We start from the raw sequence: 17,788 nt of genomic DNA, 5'->3' as shown, positions 1-17,788 counted from the left end.
GCCGCCTCCACCATTGCGGCGATTTATAAAGATCGTTGGAAAGTTGAGCTGTTCTTTAAGGCGATTAAGCAGAATCTCAAATTAAAAGCGTTTCTAGGCCGCAGCAGGAACGCAATTCAGACACAAATCTGGATTGCGATGATCGCCTATTTATTGGTGAGTTTCGCTCAACATTTAGGAAAAACAGGTTGGACAGTTCAACGTTTACTCAGAATAATTCAAGTGAATTTGTTTGAAAGAAGAACTTTAAAAGCTTTATTTTCACCCGATAAAATACCCATAAAACAAGAGGAAGCTCATTTGAGCTTCCTCTTGTGAAAAATTGTGGGACAGCAATGGATCTCAGGTCGCCTTTTTTAATATTCTAAATCTGCTGCTGCCCGCGATAAGACAAGGCTTCCGATAAGTGCCCAGTCTGAATATCTGGACTTTGGTTAAGATCGGCAATGGTTCGGGCAACACGCAAAATCCGATGATAGCCTCGTGCTGACAAATTCAGTTTCTGCTGAGCCAGTTCAATCATTTTCTGAGCTGGTGGATCGAGAGGGGCGTATTGTTCTAGTTGCTTTGGACTAAGACTCATGTTCAAGGCATTTTGCCGTTCGATCTGAATATTATAGGCGGTGATCACGCGCTGTCTGACCGTTTCAGAGTTTTCGACGGGTTTATTGTCCTGTAACTCCTGTGCCTGTAAAGGTGGTACGTCAATATGCAGGTCAATCCGATCCAGTAATGGACCAGAAATCCGGTTCTGATAACGCTTGATGCTTTCAGGTGAACATTGACAGCGGCTGTCCTGATTAAATGCATAACCGCATGGACAGGGATTCATGGCTGCCACCAACTGAAAGTTGGCTGGAAAAGTAATTTGCCGGGAAGCACGTGAGATTACAATTTCTTTGGACTCAAGCGGCTGACGTAATACTTCTAAAACCTTGCGGTCAAACTCAGGCAGTTCGTCTAGAAATAAAACGCCCAAATGTGCCAGTGTGATCTCTCCAGGTTTAGGATGTGAGCCACCGCCGACCAGTGCAATGGCAGACGCAGTATGATGCGGTGCCCGAAATGGCCGCTGGCCAAAGGGATGATTGGCATTGGCAATTGAATAGATACTAGCAACTTCCAGATTTTCCTGAGTATTTAAGGGAGGTAAAATACTGGCGAGGCGCGATGCTAATAAGGTTTTACCTGTACCAGGTGGGCCGCGTAACAGCAGGGAATGGCCACCTGCAGCTGCAATTTCCAAGGCACGTCGTGGTCGCAATTGTCCTTTCACATCCGCAAGATCAAATTTATAAAAAGAGTGCTGATCTAATGGGCTGGTCTTAAACGGGGGCAAGGTTTCTGCTTGAGCCAGATGTGCACAGACTTCCTGTAAATGATTGGCAGCAAATACCTGAAAATCCGGAAGCTGAGAGGCTTCCTGAGCATTCGGACTAGGCAAGATCAGTTGATGCTGTGCCTGCTGGCAGGCGATTGCAATACTCAGGATTCCTGTTACAGGCCGCAATTGACCATCTAGGGCCAGTTCACCAATAAATTCAAGGTCATCTGTGCAATTTTCTGGAAGCTGCCCTGAGGCCACTAAAATTCCTAGCGCAATCGGCAAGTCCAAACGTGAGCCATCTTTAGGTAGATCGGCAGGTGCCAGATTAATGGTCAGGCGTTTGGTCGGAAACTGAAAGCCGCTATTCAGAATAGCTGATCGAACCCGATCCTTACTTTCCCTGACTGCGGCTTCAGGAAGCCCCACAATGGTGAGGGAAGGCATGCCAGAACTGACATGAACTTCGACTTCAATTAAAGGTGCATGCAGGCCTAACAGGCCTCGCGTATAAATTTTGGCAAAAGACATATTGTTGTTCCAATATAGTGCATTATTTTTATTGTTCTCGTGTCTTTTGTGCACTGTAGTTGTGCTTATTTTTTAATCGAGACTTTTTCTTCTAGCTCTTCGACTTGTTTTAGTAAAACATTTAAACGCTGATTGGCATTATTTAGGGCAGTGCGTTGACGTTCGAGCTCTTCTTTAGACACTAAATCCATTTTACTGACGGCTTCATTGAGCAGGGCACGCAGATTGTGCTCCAGGTCCTTTTTAGGCTGTTCAACTTGCTGCAAAATTGCTTGTAACAGGGTTTCAATCATAATCCGATCCATCGCCATATAAATGCGCGGACAGTGTAGCATTGCTGCAAGAGTGACTGACAGTATTTCAGATAAAATATAGGCTGCTTCGATTAGTAATATTGTAAAAATCCACATAAAAAATATCCAATTTATGCAGATTCCAATACGTTATAAGTATAAAATAAAAGAGCAAGAAACATCGTGCCGGGCTTTCTAATTTCCCCCGACCTTAGGAATCTTGGCATGAAATTTGAACATAAAACCTTACTGGTGAAATAAGCCGAAGGAAAACAAACATGAAGCTCGTAACTGCAATTGTAAAACCTTTCAAATTGGATGATGTGCGTGAAGCATTATCTGAAATTGGTGTTCAAGGCATCACTGTGACTGAAGTCAAAGGCTTTGGTCGTCAAAAAGGCCATACTGAACTTTATCGTGGTGCTGAATACGTTGTAGATTTCCTACCGAAAGTCAAAATCGAAATCGCAATCAGCGATGAAATGGTTGATTCGGTAATTGAATCAATTACTCGTGTTGCAAGCACTGGCAAAATCGGTGACGGAAAAATTTTCGTAACTAACTTAGAACAAGTCATCCGTATTCGTACCGGTGAAACAGGTGCAGACGCTGTTTAATTTGGCACGAAGTTTGCTGAGTACCTAATAACTCACAAAAAACATGGTTGGGGGATACGAATGAAAAAAATGCTAATGGCGTTCGGCTTGTCCAGCGCTCTTTTAGGTGGTTCTGTTGCGTGGGCTGAAGAGGCCGTAACAGCACCAACACCTACTGAAGAAGTCGCACTCGTTGCAGAGACTGGTGATACTTCACTTACAACAACAGACACAACTACAGCAGAGATTGCTGAAGTGGCGCCAGCTGAACCAGCAGCGCCTGCAGAAGAAGAAGCTACTCTCGATACTGGCGATACAGCCTGGATTCTCACTTCAACAGCCCTTGTATTACTGATGACCATTCCAGGTTTAGCCCTGTTCTATGGCGGTATGGTCCGTAAGAAAAATGTGCTGGCAACAATGGCACACAGCTTTGTTGCCGCAGCCGTAGTCAGTATTGCCTGGGTCGTGATTGGCTATACATTGGCCTTTGGTGAAGGAAATGCCTTTATCGGCAGTCTGGACAAGCTCATGCTGGCTGGAATAACCACCGATGCGCTTTCAGGCACAATTCCTGAAATCCTGTTCGTGATCTTCCAAATGACGTTTGCCATTATTACGGTTGCCATCATCAGCGGTTCGATTGCTGAGCGTATGAAGTTTGGTGCTTTTGTGGCATTCATTGCACTCTGGGTGATTCTGGTGTATGCACCAATTACTCACTGGGTCTGGGGCGGCGGCTGGTTAGGTAACGACGGTGCGCTTGACTTTGCTGGTGGTACAGTCGTTCACATCAACTCAGGTGTAGCGGGTCTGGTTGCAGCCTACATGCTTGGTAAACGTATGGGTCTTGGCCGTGAATCAATGGCGCCACATAACCTGACTTTAACTGTAGTCGGTGCAAGCTTACTTTGGGTAGGCTGGTTCGGCTTCAACGGTGGTTCAGCATTGGGTGCAAATGGTTCTGCAGGTTATGCGCTGATCGTAACTCAAGTTGCAGCAGCGGCAGCAGCGATCTCTTGGTTAATTACTGAAAAAGTAGTACGTGGTAAAGCATCTGTATTAGGTGGGGCTTCTGGTGCGGTAGCAGGTCTGGTGGTGATTACTCCAGCAGCTGGTTTCGTGACTGTCGGTGGTGCGCTGGCAATGGGTCTGATCGGTGGTGTGGTATGTTTCTGGGGTATTACTGCTCTGAAACGCGCACTAAAAGCCGACGATTCTCTAGATGCCTTTGGTTTGCACGGTGTGGGTGGTATCGTTGGTGCGATTCTGACAGCATTCTTCGCAAGCGAATTCATCATGGGTGATGCTGCTCCAGCAAATGTAATGAGCCAACTTTGGGTTCAAGTTGAAGGTGTACTGGCAACCATCGCTTACTCTGCAGTATTAACTTTCGTGATTCTTAAAGTAATTGATCTGATCATCGGTATCCGTGTTTCTTCTGATGATGAACGCATGGGTCTGGACTTAAGTCAACATGGCGAACGCGTAGAATAATCTGCTAAAACAATAATCAATATATTGTGTAAAACAGCCCATCTGGGCTGTTTTTTTTCTATATGTTGCGTAAAACTCTACAAAGTTTGGAATTTTTGCTACACTCGGAAATCATCAGGATTTGTTCAATTAAACCGCTATGCATTGCCCATTTTGCAATACACCAGACAGTAAAGTGATTGATTCACGCCTGGCCGCTGAAGGTTGCCAGATTCGCCGCCGTCGTGAATGCGTCAGTTGTAATGAACGCTTTACCACCTTTGAAAGTTATGAAGTGGTGATGCCGCGTGTCATCAAATCTGATGGCAAGAATGAACCCTTTGATGAAGCCAAATTACGCCGTTCCCTGATGCATGCCTTGCAGAAACGTCCTGTGACGCAAGAACAGATTGAAACGGTGCTCAGTGATATCCAGTTGCAGATTCGCCGTCTGGGTGAGCGTGATGTGAAATCACGCACGATTGGTGAAATTGTCATGCAATCTCTATTTGCACTTGATCATGTCGCTTATGTCCGTTTTGCTTCGGTCTATCAGGATTTCCAGGATGTCGAAGCCTTTCGTCGTCAGATTGAACAGATGCAGCAACGCGGTGAGTTTCAAGAATAAGCATGACTGAACTCACTCAAGATCAAATCTGGATGCGTCGTGCCATTGAGCTGGCACGTCAGGGACAGTACTCTACTAAACCCAACCCGAATGTCGGCTGTGTCATTGTCAAAGATGGCATAGTCGTGGGTGAAGGTTTTCATCCCAAAGCGGGTCAGCCTCATGCGGAAGTCTTTGCCATGCGTCAGGCCGGAGAGCAGGCACGTGGCGCAACAGCATATGTGACTTTGGAACCTTGTGCCCATTATGGCCGTACACCACCATGTGCTAAAGGATTGGTTGAAGCAGGCGTAGCTAAAGTGATTGTGGCTTGTCCTGATCCGAATCCACTGGTCGCTGGCAAAGGTGTGCAAATCCTGAAAGATGCCGGAATCGACGTTGAAGTCGGCATTTGTGAAGATGAAGCACATCCACTGAATGATGGCTTTCTAAAAGCGATGGCGACTGGGATGCCTTATGTCCGTTTGAAAATTGCATCGAGTCTGGATGGCCGTACGGCAATGGCATCGGGTGAATCGAAATGGATTACCGGTCCTGAAGCCCGTCAGGATGTCCAGCACTGGCGCGCCATTTCTGGCGCAGTGATTACCGGGATTGAAACTGTATTGGCTGATGACTGTCAGCTCAATGTCCGTAGCCTGAAAGGTATGAATGACATCAGCACGGTAGTTCAGCCCAAACGGATTATTCTGGATCGCCAGGGGCGTTTACCCCTCACTACCAAGATTTTGGAGACTCCAGAAACGGTGATGGTGATGGGGCCTTATCGTCAGGAGCTGGCTGATCTGGGTGTGATCCAATTCGAAATTCAGCCTTTAAAAGAATTATTACAGCAACTGGTTCAGCAGCATCAGATATATGATGTGCTGGTTGAAGCAGGTGCGACTTTATCTACTGCATTTTTACAGGCAGGGCTGGTGGATGAACTCATCAGTTATGTTGCACCGACTTTATTGGGGCAAACTGCGCGTAGTATGTTCAATGCAGAATTCAGCCGAATGGCAGAACAACTTCGATTCAAGTTGCAGGACGTGACCCGTTTGGGTGATGACGTGCGCTTCAGGTTAATTCCCTCTCAAGAGACACTATGAATTCAGAGTCTACGGTTTACCACAAACGTCGCCATGCGGCACGTACCACAGATGAATATCTTTTCCATCAGCTGGTTCCTTATCTGGGGAACAAACGCCGTTTACTACACTTAATTCTGGAAGCACTTGAGAGCACGGGAACCCTAAAACGTGAAGATGGCCGTGCGCCGATATTTGCCGATTTCTTTGCCGGTTCTGGTGTGGTATCACGTTTGGCACGTCAAAATGGCTATCGTGTCATTGCCAATGACTGGGAACCGTATAGCCATGCGCTGAATCATGCAGTTCTGGCATGCACTGATGCACCTGCATTTAAAGAACTGGGTGGCTATCAGAAAGCGATCGACTATCTAAACCGTCTGCCTGAAGTCAAAGGCTGGGTGACGCATAACCTGTGTCCACGCAATGACGAAATCTATGATCCGACCCGTGACCGTTTGTTCTTCAAGCGCCGTAATGGCATGCGTATTGATGCCATTCGTCAGCAGATTGCGACCTGGCAGGCGCAAGGTGCAATCGATGATGTCGAGATGAGTGCTTTGTTAGCACCGCTGCTCTATTCAGCCAGTTTTGTCAGCAATACTTCTGGTGTATTTAAAAGTTTTCATCATGGTTGGGGTGGAAAAACCCAGACTGCACTAGAACGTATTGAATCTTTACTTTGGTTAACGCCAAGCCGTTTCTGTGAAGATGCCAAGCATCAAGGACCTGCTGCAGAAATGTGGTGTGTAGATGCCCAACATCTGGCCAATCAGATGAGTGGTTTTGAAGTCGATGTGGCTTATCTGGATCCACCGTATAACCAGCATGCCTATAGTAGTAACTATCATGTACTCAATGCTTTAACGCTGTGGGATCAGGTGGATTTACCGACTCCAGACACTAAAGGCTTCAAGAGCGGGATTGACCGTGCATGGCGTAAAGAACGTCCAAGTCAGTACAACTCATCCAAGCATGCCAAAGAAGCCTATGAAACTTTGTTGGCGACCATTAATGCGCGTTTTATCCTGACCAGTTATTCAACCGATGGTAATATCAGTGCCACAGATTTGCTGCAGGCCAACCTGAAACGTGGCCGTGTAACCTTGCTCACTCAGGATGTGCCACGTTATCGTGTCAGCAAACAGCGCCAGTCTGAACGTGCACGTGTACTAGAATTTATTGTAATTACCGACACACATGCCAAGTCAGGTCCGCCAATCCGTCAGTTACTGAGCCAGTTGCATCATTATGCCGAGCTGGGCGGTGTGGATACGACCGGGGTGAGTACCCAATTGGCCTTGTGGTAAGTGCAGAGAAAAAGGAAATAAAGATGTTTACAGGTATTATTGAAAGTCTGGGCAAGGTCGAGAGCCTGCAAAGCGTTGGCGGTGATGTGCGTTTACGCATCCAGACGGATCTAGATATGTCCGATGTACATCTAGGCGATTCAATTGCCACCAATGGTATCTGTCTGACCGTAATTGACTGGGGTGAGAACTGGTATGCTGCAGACGTATCACGTGAAAGCCTGGACCGGACTACACTGGCTAACTGGAAAGTCGGCCAACCTGTAAATGTCGAAAAGGCGATGCTACCAACTACACGCTTTGGTGGACATATTGTTTCTGGTCATGTCGATGCTGTAGGTGAAATTACGGTGGTACGTTCCGATGCCCGTTCCATTTATTTTGAAGTGACTGCACCAAAAGAAATTGCCAAATATCTGGCAGAGAAGGGCTCTATAACAGTAGATGGCATCAGCCTGACCATCAATCACTTGCGTGGAAATATCCTTAGTCTGAATCTAATTCCGCATACGGCAGAACGGACCAATATTGGTACCTGGAAGTTAGGCACTAAAGTCAATCTGGAAGTGGATGTACTGGCACGTTATATCGAGCGTTTATTGCTTGGTGACAAGGCCGCAGAAACTACAGAACAGTCTAAAATCAGCATGGAATTCTTAGCCGAAAATGGCTTTTTGAAATAAATTAGCTGCGCAATTACCAGACAATCTAATTGAAAAATTAGACTGTTTTTTTATTTTTCGGGATAATACGTAGCTCAACTCGCGATTTTAGCCCCAGTGGACAGGTCGAATGCTCGATTTTTTACTTCATCTTGAACAGTCTTTACCCTTATTGCTGGAGCAGTATGGGGTATGGATCTATGCAATTTTGTTCCTGGTGATTTTTGCGGAAACAGGTTCGCCATTTTTTTTCTTTTTGCCCGGTGACAGTCTGTTGATTGCCGTCGGTGCGCTGTGTTCCAGCTCTGACCTGATTACCTTACACTCCATGGGTTTATTGCTGCTGATTGCTTCGATTCTGGGTTATACCGTGAATTATTATTCAGGCAGGGTGCTCGGATTAAAATATTTCAATGAGCATTCACGGTTTTTCAAACCCGAATATATGGTCAAAACCAATCATTATTTTATGAAACATGGCGGCAAGACGATCTTAATTGCGCGTTTTATTCCCTTTGTACGTTCCTTCGGTCCTTTTGCGGCAGGTTCTGGCCATATGAGCTTTGCAACTTTCAGTTTTTATAATGTGACTGGGGGAATTCTCTGGATTAGCACTCTGCTAGGGGCGGGCTATCTGCTTGGCAATACCGCATTTTTACTGGCTGACTTGTTTTAATTTTAAAGCAGATTTTATAGTTTGATGGAATAAACTAACCAAGACAGGGGATGGATTAGGCTGAAAAATAAAAAGAATCTTTTCAGCCAACTGACGATCAACTTTACTCAGCCAGATCAGAATTTTTCAGAATATAGTCAATTTCTTCTTTGGCTGCAGCGCGTAATTTCTCACGCAGTGCATTGACGGTTTGTTCAATCACAGTTTCTGCTTCGAGTTCCAGACGTAACCGTAAGCTTTCCAGCTCAGATAAAATCTGGGTATCGTCGATATTTAGGCGACCTTTGGCAAAGTCGAGCACCTGATCCGGATTTTTCTGATAACGTGCGGCATAATCCTGAACCTCAGTATCTAGCATATGACGCATTTCAGCCAGCTTCCGGGTCTGCTCGGCAAATTTTCGCTCTTCATCACGGCGTAGCTGTTCGGCATAGGCTTGCTCTTCAGCACGTTTTTCGGCTAAGGCTTTTTCGAGTGCCCGTTGTCTGCGAATACGTGCTTCTTCAATCAGTTCGGCCTTGCGCTGTGCATACGCTGCTTCAATTTTACGCTCAGACTCTTTCTGTAACTGTTGGTCGCGAACGAGCCATTCTTCTACAGCGGTTTCAGGCTTAAGTACTTCACAGATGCGCGAGAGGTCATCGATAAAGGTCTGACGTACAGCCTCAGGCGTGTTTAACCAGCGCTGTTTAAAATCTGGACCTACATTTAATGCCACTTGCATCTCCTTGTTCACGTGATTACTTAGAGCTTAAAGGTATTTGGCTGAATGCCAAAGCGACGATATTGTTTATATTTTTCACGTCCCAGCTGTTTGGCTGGTTCATTGTTTTCAATAATCTCAATAATGTGACTAAATTTCGCATCAGGTTCAAGTGCTTCCGGATTAAAATTAAAAATAATCCAGCCAGGCTGCTCTGGTAATTGAGCCGATATACAAACGGTCGCATCTGGCTGATCGATTCCATGCGGAATAAAGCTGGCAGGATCAAAGTTCCATAGCTTTTCATCCAGTTCCTGCTGTAAGGCAGGATCGGCACACAGCAGCCAGATACGCTCTGGCTGACGCAAAATTTTACGGCATAAACGACAAGTGCTGTCCACTTGTCGTTCAGGGCTTTTTTCAAATAAATAAAAGCTGACCTTAGCCATGCTTTTGAACGCGATTAGCCAGGAATTGCATTAATAGAGGTACTGGACGGCCAGTTGCGCCTTTATTTGGACCTGAATTCCATGCAGTACCTGCAATATCCAAGTGAGCCCAGCGATATTCACGCGTAAAACGTTGCAGGAAGCATGCAGCTGTTACAGAACCGGCTTTAGGGCCACCAATATTGGCAATATCAGCAAATGGTGAATCCAGTTGTTCCTGATAGTCGTCCAGTACTGGCATGCGCCATACACGGTCAAATGCATTTTGGCCGGCGGTTTCAAGCTCTGCAGCCAGCTCATTGTCTGGCGTAAACATACCGGTCAAGACTGAACCTAAGGCCACTACACAAGCACCGGTTAGAGTTGCAATATCAATCACCAGGGCAGGGTTGAAGCGTTTCACATAAGTTAGCGCATCACAGAGAACCAGACGGCCTTCAGCATCAGTATTTAAAATTTCAACAGTTTGACCACTCATGGTGGTTACGATGTCACCTGGACGGGTGGCTTTGCCCGATGGCATATTTTCCGCTGCAGCAATCGCACCTACCACATGAATTGGTAAACGAGATTCGCATAGTGCACGAAGCGTGCCCAGAACTGAAGCTGCACCGCACATATCGTATTTCATTTCATCCATGCCAGCGCCTGGTTTTAATGAAATACCGCCGGTATCAAAAGTAATGCCTTTACCCAGTAATACAACTGGTGCTTCTTCACGATGAGCCAGATATTCAATTGTAATAATACGGCCTGGACGGTCTGAACCTTTGCTAACTGCAAGGAAGGCACCCATACCAAGGTCAGCCATTTGCTGTTCATTAAGTACAGTTACTTTAAGCAGGTCCGGATATTGAGCCGCCAGCGCTTGCGCCTGTTCTGCCAGATATTCTGGGAAACAAATATTGCCAGGACGATTACCCAGATCACGCGCCAGATTCTGACCAGTCTGAACGGCCTGAATCAATTGCAACTGTTCAGCTGTTAGCGGAGTTTCGGCAGCGATGAAATCAATCTGCTGCAGAATAAATTCGTTCTTTTTTGACTTGTATTCGTCATAGCCGTAGCTGGCTTGAGTTAAAGCCAATGCAAACAGATAGTGCAATTCTTGTGGAAGTTGTGTCAGATCAACAGAAATCTGTTTGAATTTTTTTTGAGAGCCTTTAATAATGGCTTGGGCAATTTTCGCCAGTTTTCCCGCTTGTAATTCGGCAGTCTTGCCGAGGCCGATCAGGGCCGCATGCTGAGACTGGCTGACCTGTCCAATCAGGCTTAAACTTTCTGCCAGACCAGCCTTGAATTGAGATGCTTTAATTAATGTATCTAGGCTGTTGATTTGGTATGTTGATGCAGCGCTCTGAATCTGTTCTGAGTCGACTAAAATCAACAAAGATTGACTTGATCCATTCTCTGGGAATGACGTATTAATTGTAAGGTTCATATCTTGTTTTCACGCCTGTTTAGATTTGCAAATCATTCAAGCATTGAAACATTTATCCGAATAGATTTTCAATGGGCAGAGCCACCTAGGTTTTATATTTTTGCTATTCGGGTAAACTAGCACTCGTTTTATGGAGCTCATTTTGGAAGAACTAATTTGATTATTCGGCGTTATCTGGTCAAGCAAGTGGTATCGACCTCCTTGGTGGTGATTGCCTTACTGACCCTTATCATGATGGGCGGTCGTTTGATCAAGTATTTTGGTGTGGCCGCACAGGGGCGTCTGGATGCTGGAATCCTGTTCAGCATCATTGGTTATCGTTTGCCTGAATTCCTGACCTTGATTCTTCCACTTGGGTTCTTTATTGGCTTAATGCTGGTCTTTGGTCGTCTCTATGTTGATCATGAGATGGCGGTCTTAAATGGTAGCGGAATTAGCCGGCATCAGCTGGCACGTCTTTTGATTCCGATGACTTTGGTCTATCTCCTTGCACAAGGCTTTCTCATGTTGTGGGCTTCACCGTGGGGGATTCGACAGTTCGAAGCCTTGACCAGTGAGCAGGCAGTACGAACCGGCTTTGATCTGGTTCGGCCCAAAGAATTTATCTCTTCCGGACCTTATACCATTTATGCCGGAGATCTATCCGAAGATCGCAAAAACCTGAAAGATATCTTCTTCTATCAGCGTGCGGAAAAAGAAGGCAAGCCAGATGTGATGATTCTGGCGCAGGAAGCGACCCGAATTGAAATGCCGAATGATGCGGCCAATGTGGTCGATCTCGTCAATGGCCGCCGCTATGAAATTTATCCAGGCACGCCGCAATATACCCAGGCTGAATTTGAAAGCTATCGTTTACGGATCGAAAGTGATAAAGAAGCAGAACTGGCCAGTGATGAAGTTGAAGCCTTGCCGACCGGACAGCTTTGGAAAAATCGTCAGGATCCTGTCGTAGCCAGTGAGCTTGGCTGGCGTGTCTTTGTACCATTTGCCATTGTAATTGCCCTGATTTTGTCTGTAGCCCTGTCTGAAGTGAGCCCACGTCAAGGTCGCTATCTCAAATTATTCCCGGCACTGATGATCTTTGCCAGCCTGATCGTCGCCCTGATGGCGATCAAAACCCGGGTCAGCAAGGCGGAAATGGGCATTTGGGCTTATCCATTGGTCCTGATCATATATGCCATAGCCGGTGCATTGTTCTCACGTAAACAGAATTTGGCGCCAAAAATTAAAAAACGGATTCAGCGAGTGAGGTCTTAACAATGTTAGCACGTCGTATAGTTGCCAAACATGTGACCGGAACCACCGCGCTGGCGATGCTTGGGGCAACCGCTGTTCTTTCAGGTCTGCAGGTCTTATTTACGTATTTAGGTGAATTGGGTTCCCTGAAAGAAGGCTATGGTGCCTGGGATGCCTTGAAATATGTACTCTGGGGGGCACCGAATTATCTTTATGAAATCCTGCCAATTTCGGCACTGATTGGCGCGGTACTCGGTTTAGGTACATTGGCTTCCAATAGTGAACTGATCATAATGCGTTCAGTCGGAGTCAGTCTGTGGCGGATTGTCGGCTGGGTGATCCGTTCAGCATTGCTATTGGTCGTATTATCGTTTGCCCTGAGCGAGTGGGTGATTCCATATACCAATGAACAGGCCAAAGCAGTCAAAAGCTATAACAAGCCAGTCAAAATTGGTGAAGTGAAAGGTTACTGGACGCGTGAGGGTAATCGCTTTATCTATATTGATTATGCCAACGCCAAGGGCCAGCTGAAAAATGTACAGATGCTGGACTTTGATGACAATTACCGACTGCGGGGTACTCTGGATGCCAAGCAGGGTGAATTCGTCAAAGATGGGGCTTGGAAACTAGATAGCACAGAACAGTTTGATATTTTACAAAACGGCAATGCGACACTGGTACAGCATGATGAGCAACCACTGGCTTTGGCCTTGCAGCCGAAATATGTGCATATGGTGACGATTGATCCGGAAGATTTATCGCCAAGCCAGCTGGTGAGCTTTATGAGCTATATGCATGAATATAGTCAGGTACCTAAAACCTATCAGCTGGCTTTCTGGCAGAAAGTCGGTTCGCCATTTGCCCTGATTGCGCTGGTAGTGATTGCCTGTTCATTTATCTTTGGGCCATTGCGTCAGCAATCGATGGGCTTCCGTTTGGTGATTGCGTTATTCGCAGGGTTAGGCTTCTTCTATCTGCAGGATTTTCTCGGTTATGCCAGTCTGGTCTATGCGCCGTCACCGGCATGGTTTGTATTTATTCCTATTTTGCTGATGTTTGCTATTGGCGGCTACTTGCTCCATCGGGCCCGCTAAACTACAGGAAAATAGAAGAAATCAATCGCAACAAGAGGCTTAAACCATCGTCTGGTCATGGCCTCTTTTTGCAAAATTCGGTAAACTAGAGCGATTAATTCGTAGACGAAAAGAGTATTTCATTATGACGGATGCAACTGCTGGCAAAATCCCTCACGTTTTGGTGATTATGGATGGTGTGGGTCATCGCGAAGCGGTCGAAGACAATGCGTTTTTAGCGGCTAAACGACCAAATTTAACTGCTATGCAGGAAAAGCATCCGCATGGTTTGATCTCAGGTTCAGGTGAAGATGTCGGCCTGCCTGATGGTCAAATGGGGAACTCTGAAGTTGGTCATATGAATCTCGGTGCTGGCCGTGTGCTGTATCAGGACTTTACCCGTATTACCAAAGATATCCGTACTGGTGCTTTCTTCGAACATGAAGTGCTGGTAGATGCGGTTGAGAAAGCCAAAGCAGCAAATGGCGCAGTCCACATTATGGGTCTGTTGTCTGAAGGCGGTGTGCACTCACACGAAGATCATATCGTGGCGATGGCTGAACTGGCTTTAAAACGCGGTGCTCAGGTTTATCTGCATGCGTTTCTCGATGGCCGTGATACACCACCAAAAAGTGCGCAACCCTCTTTAGAAAAACTGGATGCATTATTTGCTCAATATCCGGGCCAGGGTCGTATTGTCAGCATGATCGGTCGTTATTTTGCCATGGACCGTGACAACCGTTGGGATCGTGTAGAGCAAGCGTATCGTCTGCTGACTGAAGGTGAAGCAGTGCGTACTGCAGCTACTGCAGTTGAAGGTCTGGAACAGGCTTATGCTGCAGAGGAATCAGACGAATTCGTAAAAGCGACTCGCATTGGCGACACTGTGAAGATTCAGGATGGCGACAGCGTTGTATTCATGAACTTCCGTGCTGACCGTGCCCGTGAATTGACTCGTGCCTTTGTTGAAAAAGATTTTGCCGGTTTTGAACGTAAGGTTGTACCGAATCTGGCGAAATTCGTGATGTTGACCCGTTATCAGGCGACCATTGATGCGCCAGTAGCCTATATGCCAGAAGCGCTGGTAAATTCTTTAGGTGAGTATCTGTCGAACCTGGGCAAAACTCAGCTACGTATTGCAGAAACTGAGAAATATGCGCATGTAACCTTCTTCTTTAGCGGTGGCCGTGAAGATGAATATCCAGGTGAAAAACGTATCCTGATCCCATCTCCAAATGTTGCGACTTATGACCTGAAACCGGAAATGAGTGCCTATGAAGTAACAGATGAACTGGTGGCAGCGATCAATTCAGGCGAGTTTGACCTACTGGTTGTGAACTATGCCAATGGTGATATGGTCGGCCATACTGGTGTATTTGATGCAGCAGTGAAAGCCGTTGAAGCCGTGGATACTTGCTTAGGCCGAGTTTATGAAGCTGTGATGGCGAAAAAAGGTCATATGATTATTACTGCAGACCATGGTAATGTGGAGCAGATGCAGGATTATCAGAGCGGTCAAGTGCATACCCAGCATACCACTGAACTGGTTCCATTTATCTATGTGGGTCCAAGCTCTGCAACAATCGCAGAAGGTGGCGTACTGGCTGATGTTGCACCAACCCTGCTGAACTTGATGCAAATTCCGGTACCAGCTGAAATGCAGGGTCGCAATCTTATTGAGCTGCATGCTTAATCTTTTATAAAACAGGTCTAAGAATGATAAAAACACATGGCAAGTCTGTAGTCTTATCCTGCTTACTGATGTGTTTGAGTCATTCCGCCTGGAGTGCTGTTTCGACCGAGATGGCACTCGATGAACTGGAAATGGATGAACAGGTCTATAATGAAATTCCTGTTACATCCATCCAGGAATTTGTTCAGATTTATGGCATCGTCAAAGATAATTATATTCAAGACAAAAATGACGATGTGCTTTTCCAGCAAGCCATTCAAGGTTTGGTGAGCGGCCTGGACCGTTATTCCCGCTATTTATCTCCTGAAGACTATAAACAGCTGCGTGAATATACTGAAGGTGATCTGGCCAGTATTGATTTTGATCTGCATTTTAATCCACAGCTAAAACAATGGATGGTACAAGGCCTAAGTCCGGATGCTGACTCTGCCAAACAAGGCCTTCGCAATGGTGTCACAGTTTATAAGATTGATGATCAGGTCTTGAGTGCGCTGAAACGTGAGCAGGTGCGAGATTTATTGACTGGTGCCATTGGCTCTACTTTAACGCTTCAGCTTTCTGCGCAAAGTGTACCGATTACACTGGTCCGCAATACCAAAGTGGATACCGAGATTAAATCGACGCTGCACAGTAATCAGGTTCTGGTGCTGCAGGTCAAAGTTTTCCAGCAAGATACTGCTAATGAAATCAAGCGAATTATTGAAAGTTATTCAACCAATCGCCTGAAAGCAGTGCTGTTTGACTTACGTAATAATCCGGGTGGTTTATTGTCTGCGGCTGTTGAATCAGCAGATTTGTTCCTGAATCAGGGCATTATTGTCTCGACCAAGAGCCGTTCTGAAGGTAATCAGCAATTTCAGGCACTTCCAGGAATTGAATTTCAAAATCTGAAAGTCGGGATTCTAATCAATAACCGTTCGGCTTCCGCTGCAGAAGTATTTACTGCTGCTCTGAAAGAACATAATCGTGCCTGGGTGGTAGGGGAAAAGAGCTATGGCAAAGGGGTGGTGCAGAAACTGTTTCCTTTGAGCAATGGCTCTGCTTTGCAGATGACGGTGTCGCAATACTTTAGCCCGAGCGGCAATATGATTGAAGGACAGGGGATTCAGCCACATTTCACCTATCCTCTCGGTCAGGATGCGCGTGAGGAGAGCTATCTGGATCACGTCACAGACTTGCTGCTCCTGCAGAAATAATTATTCCTCTTCTTCGGTATCCAGTCCGAATTTTTTCAGACGATAACGTAAAGAGCGAAACGACATACCGAGTTTTTTGGCGGCCAATGTACGATTCCAATGCGTCAGATTCAAAGCATTCAGCAGAATTTCTTTTTCAATCTTTTCTAAATACAGTTCCAGACCTTCCTCGGGGAGTTTCTTGGGAATAATGATCTGATCCGTAGATGAGGTCGGCTCTGCCAGATTTGCCGTTTCTGATTGGACGGATACCGTATGACGCAGTGGAGCAGTTTGCAGATGCTGAAGATCAATCTTGTCTTCATCACTCAAAGTAATAGCTCGTTCAATAATGTTACGCAGTTCGCGTACATTGCCCGGATAGTATTGCTCCAGTAAAAATTCCTTGCTCCGTTCTGTCAGTTTTTTCGCAGGAATCTCCCATTCCTGACAGATCTTTTGAACAAAATGCTCAGCGAGGAGCAGAATATCTTGGCCGCGCTCACGCAGTGGTGGTAAGACCAGATCCATCACGTGAATACGGAAGAACAAATCCTGACGGAATTTGCCTTGTTGTACCAGCGCATCGAGATCCTGGTGGCTGGCGCTAATAACACGGAAATCGACATCAATTTCAGTATCAGAACCGACTGGACGAATGCGTTTTTCCTGGACGGCACGTAACAGTTTAACCTGCATAGATAGCGGTAATTCGGCGATTTCATCTAAGAACAAACTGCCTCCATGGGCAGACTGAATCAGTCCCTGCTTGTCCTGAGTCGCGCCAGTAAAGCTGCCTTTCTTGTGGCCAAACAGTTCACTTTCCATTAATTCAGTCGGGATTGCACCGCAGTTAATCGCGATAAAAGGCCCTTCATTGCGGTTACTAAGACGATGAACCAGATTGGCCACCACTTCCTTCCCGGTACCTGATTCGCCAGTAATAAATACCGGGGCCTGAGAGCGGGCAATTTTTTTCAAGGTGACACGTAATTGCTGAATAGGCAGGGATTGTCCAATTAGCAGCTTATGCTCTAATGAGTCATTGGAATTATTCTGATAATAGTCTACTGGTTTATTTAGCGCTTTTTGCAGCAGTTGTTCCAGATGCTTTTGATTAATCGGTTTGCTGACAAAGTCAAATGCACCTGCCTTGAGTGCAGCAATGGCAATTTCCATATTACCATAGGCCGTTAGAACAGCTACCGGAAGGTGAGGGGAATGCTGGTTAATCCAGTCCAGTAATTGCAGACCATTGCCATCAGGAAGATTTAGATCTGTCAGACAGGCATCATATTGATGATCCCTAAGACATTTTTTTGCATCTTCCAGACGATGAGCAATATGCGTACGGATTCCCATGCGCATCAATGACATTTGCATGAGGGTACATAGATCTTCCTCATCATCCACCAATAAAACCAGTGGTTGTTGTTCCACAATATTTCCCCT

18 protein-coding genes are annotated in these 17,788 nt (G+C 46.0%); 12 read left to right on the top strand and 6 right to left on the bottom strand.

What is annotated here, in order from left to right; genetic code table 11:
• On the top strand, positions 1-318 hold a 318-nt coding region (locus FTU19_RS02800), incomplete at its 5' end, for a transposase (protein ID WP_180130065.1).
• 46 nt (positions 319-364) lie between these two features.
• Here the strand turns inward: FTU19_RS02800 and FTU19_RS02795 are convergent.
• Together FTU19_RS02795 and FTU19_RS02790 are read right to left on the bottom strand one after the other, a co-directional pair.
• Positions 365-1,855: a YifB family Mg chelatase-like AAA ATPase gene (locus FTU19_RS02795; protein ID WP_180130062.1), complete on the bottom strand. Its 1,491-nt coding sequence runs from the start codon at positions 1,853-1,855 to the stop codon at positions 365-367.
• A 65-nt stretch (positions 1,856-1,920) separates the two neighbouring features.
• On the bottom strand, positions 1,921-2,148 hold the full coding sequence (locus tag FTU19_RS02790; protein WP_180025476.1) for an accessory factor UbiK family protein: 228 nt from the start codon (positions 2,146-2,148) through the stop codon (positions 1,921-1,923).
• Positions 2,149-2,426: 278 nt separating this feature from the next.
• On the opposite strand from FTU19_RS02790, the gene glnK reads away from it, so the two are divergent.
• The 7 genes from glnK to FTU19_RS02755 all read left to right on the top strand — a co-directional run bounded on the left by glnK (position 2,427) and on the right by FTU19_RS02755 (position 8,566).
• Positions 2,427-2,765: a P-II family nitrogen regulator gene (gene glnK / locus FTU19_RS02785; RefSeq protein WP_004650081.1), complete on the top strand. Its 339-nt coding sequence runs from the start codon at positions 2,427-2,429 to the stop codon at positions 2,763-2,765.
• A gap of 60 nt (positions 2,766-2,825) precedes the next feature.
• Positions 2,826-4,241, top strand: coding sequence for an ammonium transporter (locus FTU19_RS02780; RefSeq protein WP_166136495.1), 1,416 nt, complete (start codon positions 2,826-2,828; stop codon positions 4,239-4,241).
• 139 nt (positions 4,242-4,380) lie between these two features.
• Positions 4,381-4,848, top strand: coding sequence for a transcriptional regulator NrdR (nrdR, locus tag FTU19_RS02775; RefSeq protein ID WP_004787309.1), 468 nt, complete (start codon positions 4,381-4,383; stop codon positions 4,846-4,848).
• A gap of 2 nt (positions 4,849-4,850) precedes the next feature.
• A complete protein-coding gene (ribD, locus tag FTU19_RS02770; protein ID WP_179992215.1) occupies positions 4,851-5,939 on the top strand; it encodes a bifunctional diaminohydroxyphosphoribosylaminopyrimidine deaminase/5-amino-6-(5-phosphoribosylamino)uracil reductase RibD in 1,089 nt (362 codons plus the stop codon).
• Positions 5,936-7,228: a DNA adenine methylase gene (locus FTU19_RS02765; RefSeq protein ID WP_004787305.1), complete on the top strand. Its 1,293-nt coding sequence runs from the start codon at positions 5,936-5,938 to the stop codon at positions 7,226-7,228. The genes ribD and FTU19_RS02765 overlap by 4 nt, the downstream gene beginning before the upstream one ends.
• A 23-nt stretch (positions 7,229-7,251) precedes the next feature.
• Positions 7,252-7,911 carry a riboflavin synthase gene (locus FTU19_RS02760; RefSeq protein WP_034703431.1) on the top strand — a complete coding sequence of 220 codons (660 nt, stop codon included), beginning with the start codon at positions 7,252-7,254 and terminating at the stop codon, positions 7,909-7,911.
• Between the two features lie 109 nt (positions 7,912-8,020).
• Positions 8,021-8,566, top strand: coding sequence for a VTT domain-containing protein (locus tag FTU19_RS02755; protein ID WP_004787301.1), 546 nt, complete (start codon positions 8,021-8,023; stop codon positions 8,564-8,566).
• 103 nt (positions 8,567-8,669) lie between these two features.
• Here FTU19_RS02755 and FTU19_RS02750 read toward each other — a convergent pair whose 3' ends face one another.
• Genes FTU19_RS02750 through FTU19_RS02740 form a run of 3 tightly spaced genes read right to left on the bottom strand, consistent with a single transcriptional unit; the run spans position 8,670 to position 11,159 of the window.
• On the bottom strand, positions 8,670-9,284 hold the full coding sequence (locus FTU19_RS02750) for a hypothetical protein (protein ID WP_159123955.1): 615 nt from the start codon (positions 9,282-9,284) through the stop codon (positions 8,670-8,672).
• Between the two features lie 26 nt (positions 9,285-9,310).
• On the bottom strand, positions 9,311-9,718 hold the full coding sequence (locus FTU19_RS02745) for a DNA polymerase III subunit chi (RefSeq protein ID WP_179992212.1): 408 nt from the start codon (positions 9,716-9,718) through the stop codon (positions 9,311-9,313).
• Positions 9,711-11,159, bottom strand: a complete 1,449-nt coding sequence (locus FTU19_RS02740) for a leucyl aminopeptidase (protein ID WP_179992211.1) — start codon at positions 11,157-11,159, stop codon at positions 9,711-9,713. The genes FTU19_RS02745 and FTU19_RS02740 overlap by 8 nt, the downstream gene beginning before the upstream one ends.
• Before the next feature lie 156 nt (positions 11,160-11,315).
• Here FTU19_RS02740 and lptF point away from each other — a divergent pair, with 156 nt between their 5' ends.
• The 4 genes from lptF to FTU19_RS02720 all read left to right on the top strand — a co-directional run bounded on the left by lptF (position 11,316) and on the right by FTU19_RS02720 (position 16,357).
• Positions 11,316-12,416, top strand: coding sequence for an LPS export ABC transporter permease LptF (gene lptF, locus FTU19_RS02735; RefSeq protein ID WP_034703425.1), 1,101 nt, complete (start codon positions 11,316-11,318; stop codon positions 12,414-12,416).
• Positions 12,417-12,418: 2 nt separating this feature from the next.
• Positions 12,419-13,489 (top strand): LPS export ABC transporter permease LptG, encoded by a 1,071-nt coding sequence (lptG, locus tag FTU19_RS02730; RefSeq protein WP_180003801.1) that lies wholly within the window; start codon positions 12,419-12,421, stop codon positions 13,487-13,489.
• Between the two features lie 124 nt (positions 13,490-13,613).
• Positions 13,614-15,161, top strand: a complete 1,548-nt coding sequence (gene gpmI / locus FTU19_RS02725; protein ID WP_180130060.1) for a 2,3-bisphosphoglycerate-independent phosphoglycerate mutase — start codon at positions 13,614-13,616, stop codon at positions 15,159-15,161.
• Positions 15,162-15,184: 23 nt separating this feature from the next.
• Positions 15,185-16,357, top strand: a complete 1,173-nt coding sequence (locus tag FTU19_RS02720) for a S41 family peptidase (RefSeq protein ID WP_034703419.1) — start codon at positions 15,185-15,187, stop codon at positions 16,355-16,357.
• Here the strand turns inward: FTU19_RS02720 and FTU19_RS02715 are convergent, their stop codons facing one another.
• Positions 16,358-17,779 carry a sigma-54 dependent transcriptional regulator gene (locus tag FTU19_RS02715; RefSeq protein WP_180016639.1) on the bottom strand — a complete coding sequence of 474 codons (1,422 nt, stop codon included), beginning with the start codon at positions 17,777-17,779 and terminating at the stop codon, positions 16,358-16,360.
• Positions 17,780-17,788: the final 9 nt, after the last annotated feature.

The organism is Acinetobacter sp. YH12072, assembly GCF_013419565.1.
Taxonomy (GTDB): Bacteria; Pseudomonadota; Gammaproteobacteria; order Pseudomonadales; family Moraxellaceae; genus Acinetobacter.
The sequence above is the reverse complement of the archived record's forward strand: the minus strand, read 5'-3'. Positions and strand labels throughout refer to the sequence as shown.

Bases quoted from the DNA above. Each gene is read 5' to 3' on its own strand.
- FTU19_RS02795 (WP_180130062.1), bottom strand. From the start codon at position 1,855: ATGTCTTTTGCCAAAATTTATACGCGAGGCCTGTTAGGCCTGCATGCA.
- FTU19_RS02765 (WP_004787305.1), top strand. From the start codon at position 5,936: ATGAATTCAGAGTCTACGGTTTACCACAAACGTCGCCATGCGGCACGT.
- FTU19_RS02720 (WP_034703419.1), top strand. From the start codon at position 15,185: ATGATAAAAACACATGGCAAGTCTGTAGTCTTATCCTGCTTACTGATG.
- FTU19_RS02780 (WP_166136495.1), top strand. From the start codon at position 2,826: ATGAAAAAAATGCTAATGGCGTTCGGCTTGTCCAGCGCTCTTTTAGGT.
- ribD (WP_179992215.1), top strand. From the start codon at position 4,851: ATGACTGAACTCACTCAAGATCAAATCTGGATGCGTCGTGCCATTGAG.
- glnK (WP_004650081.1), top strand. From the start codon at position 2,427: ATGAAGCTCGTAACTGCAATTGTAAAACCTTTCAAATTGGATGATGTG.
- gpmI (WP_180130060.1), top strand. From the start codon at position 13,614: ATGACGGATGCAACTGCTGGCAAAATCCCTCACGTTTTGGTGATTATG.
- nrdR (WP_004787309.1), top strand. From the start codon at position 4,381: ATGCATTGCCCATTTTGCAATACACCAGACAGTAAAGTGATTGATTCA.
- FTU19_RS02745 (WP_179992212.1), bottom strand. From the start codon at position 9,718: ATGGCTAAGGTCAGCTTTTATTTATTTGAAAAAAGCCCTGAACGACAA.
- FTU19_RS02755 (WP_004787301.1), top strand. From the start codon at position 8,021: ATGCTCGATTTTTTACTTCATCTTGAACAGTCTTTACCCTTATTGCTG.
- FTU19_RS02760 (WP_034703431.1), top strand. From the start codon at position 7,252: ATGTTTACAGGTATTATTGAAAGTCTGGGCAAGGTCGAGAGCCTGCAA.
- FTU19_RS02740 (WP_179992211.1), bottom strand. From the start codon at position 11,159: ATGAACCTTACAATTAATACGTCATTCCCAGAGAATGGATCAAGTCAA.
- FTU19_RS02790 (WP_180025476.1), bottom strand. From the start codon at position 2,148: ATGATTGAAACCCTGTTACAAGCAATTTTGCAGCAAGTTGAACAGCCT.
- lptG (WP_180003801.1), top strand. From the start codon at position 12,419: ATGTTAGCACGTCGTATAGTTGCCAAACATGTGACCGGAACCACCGCG.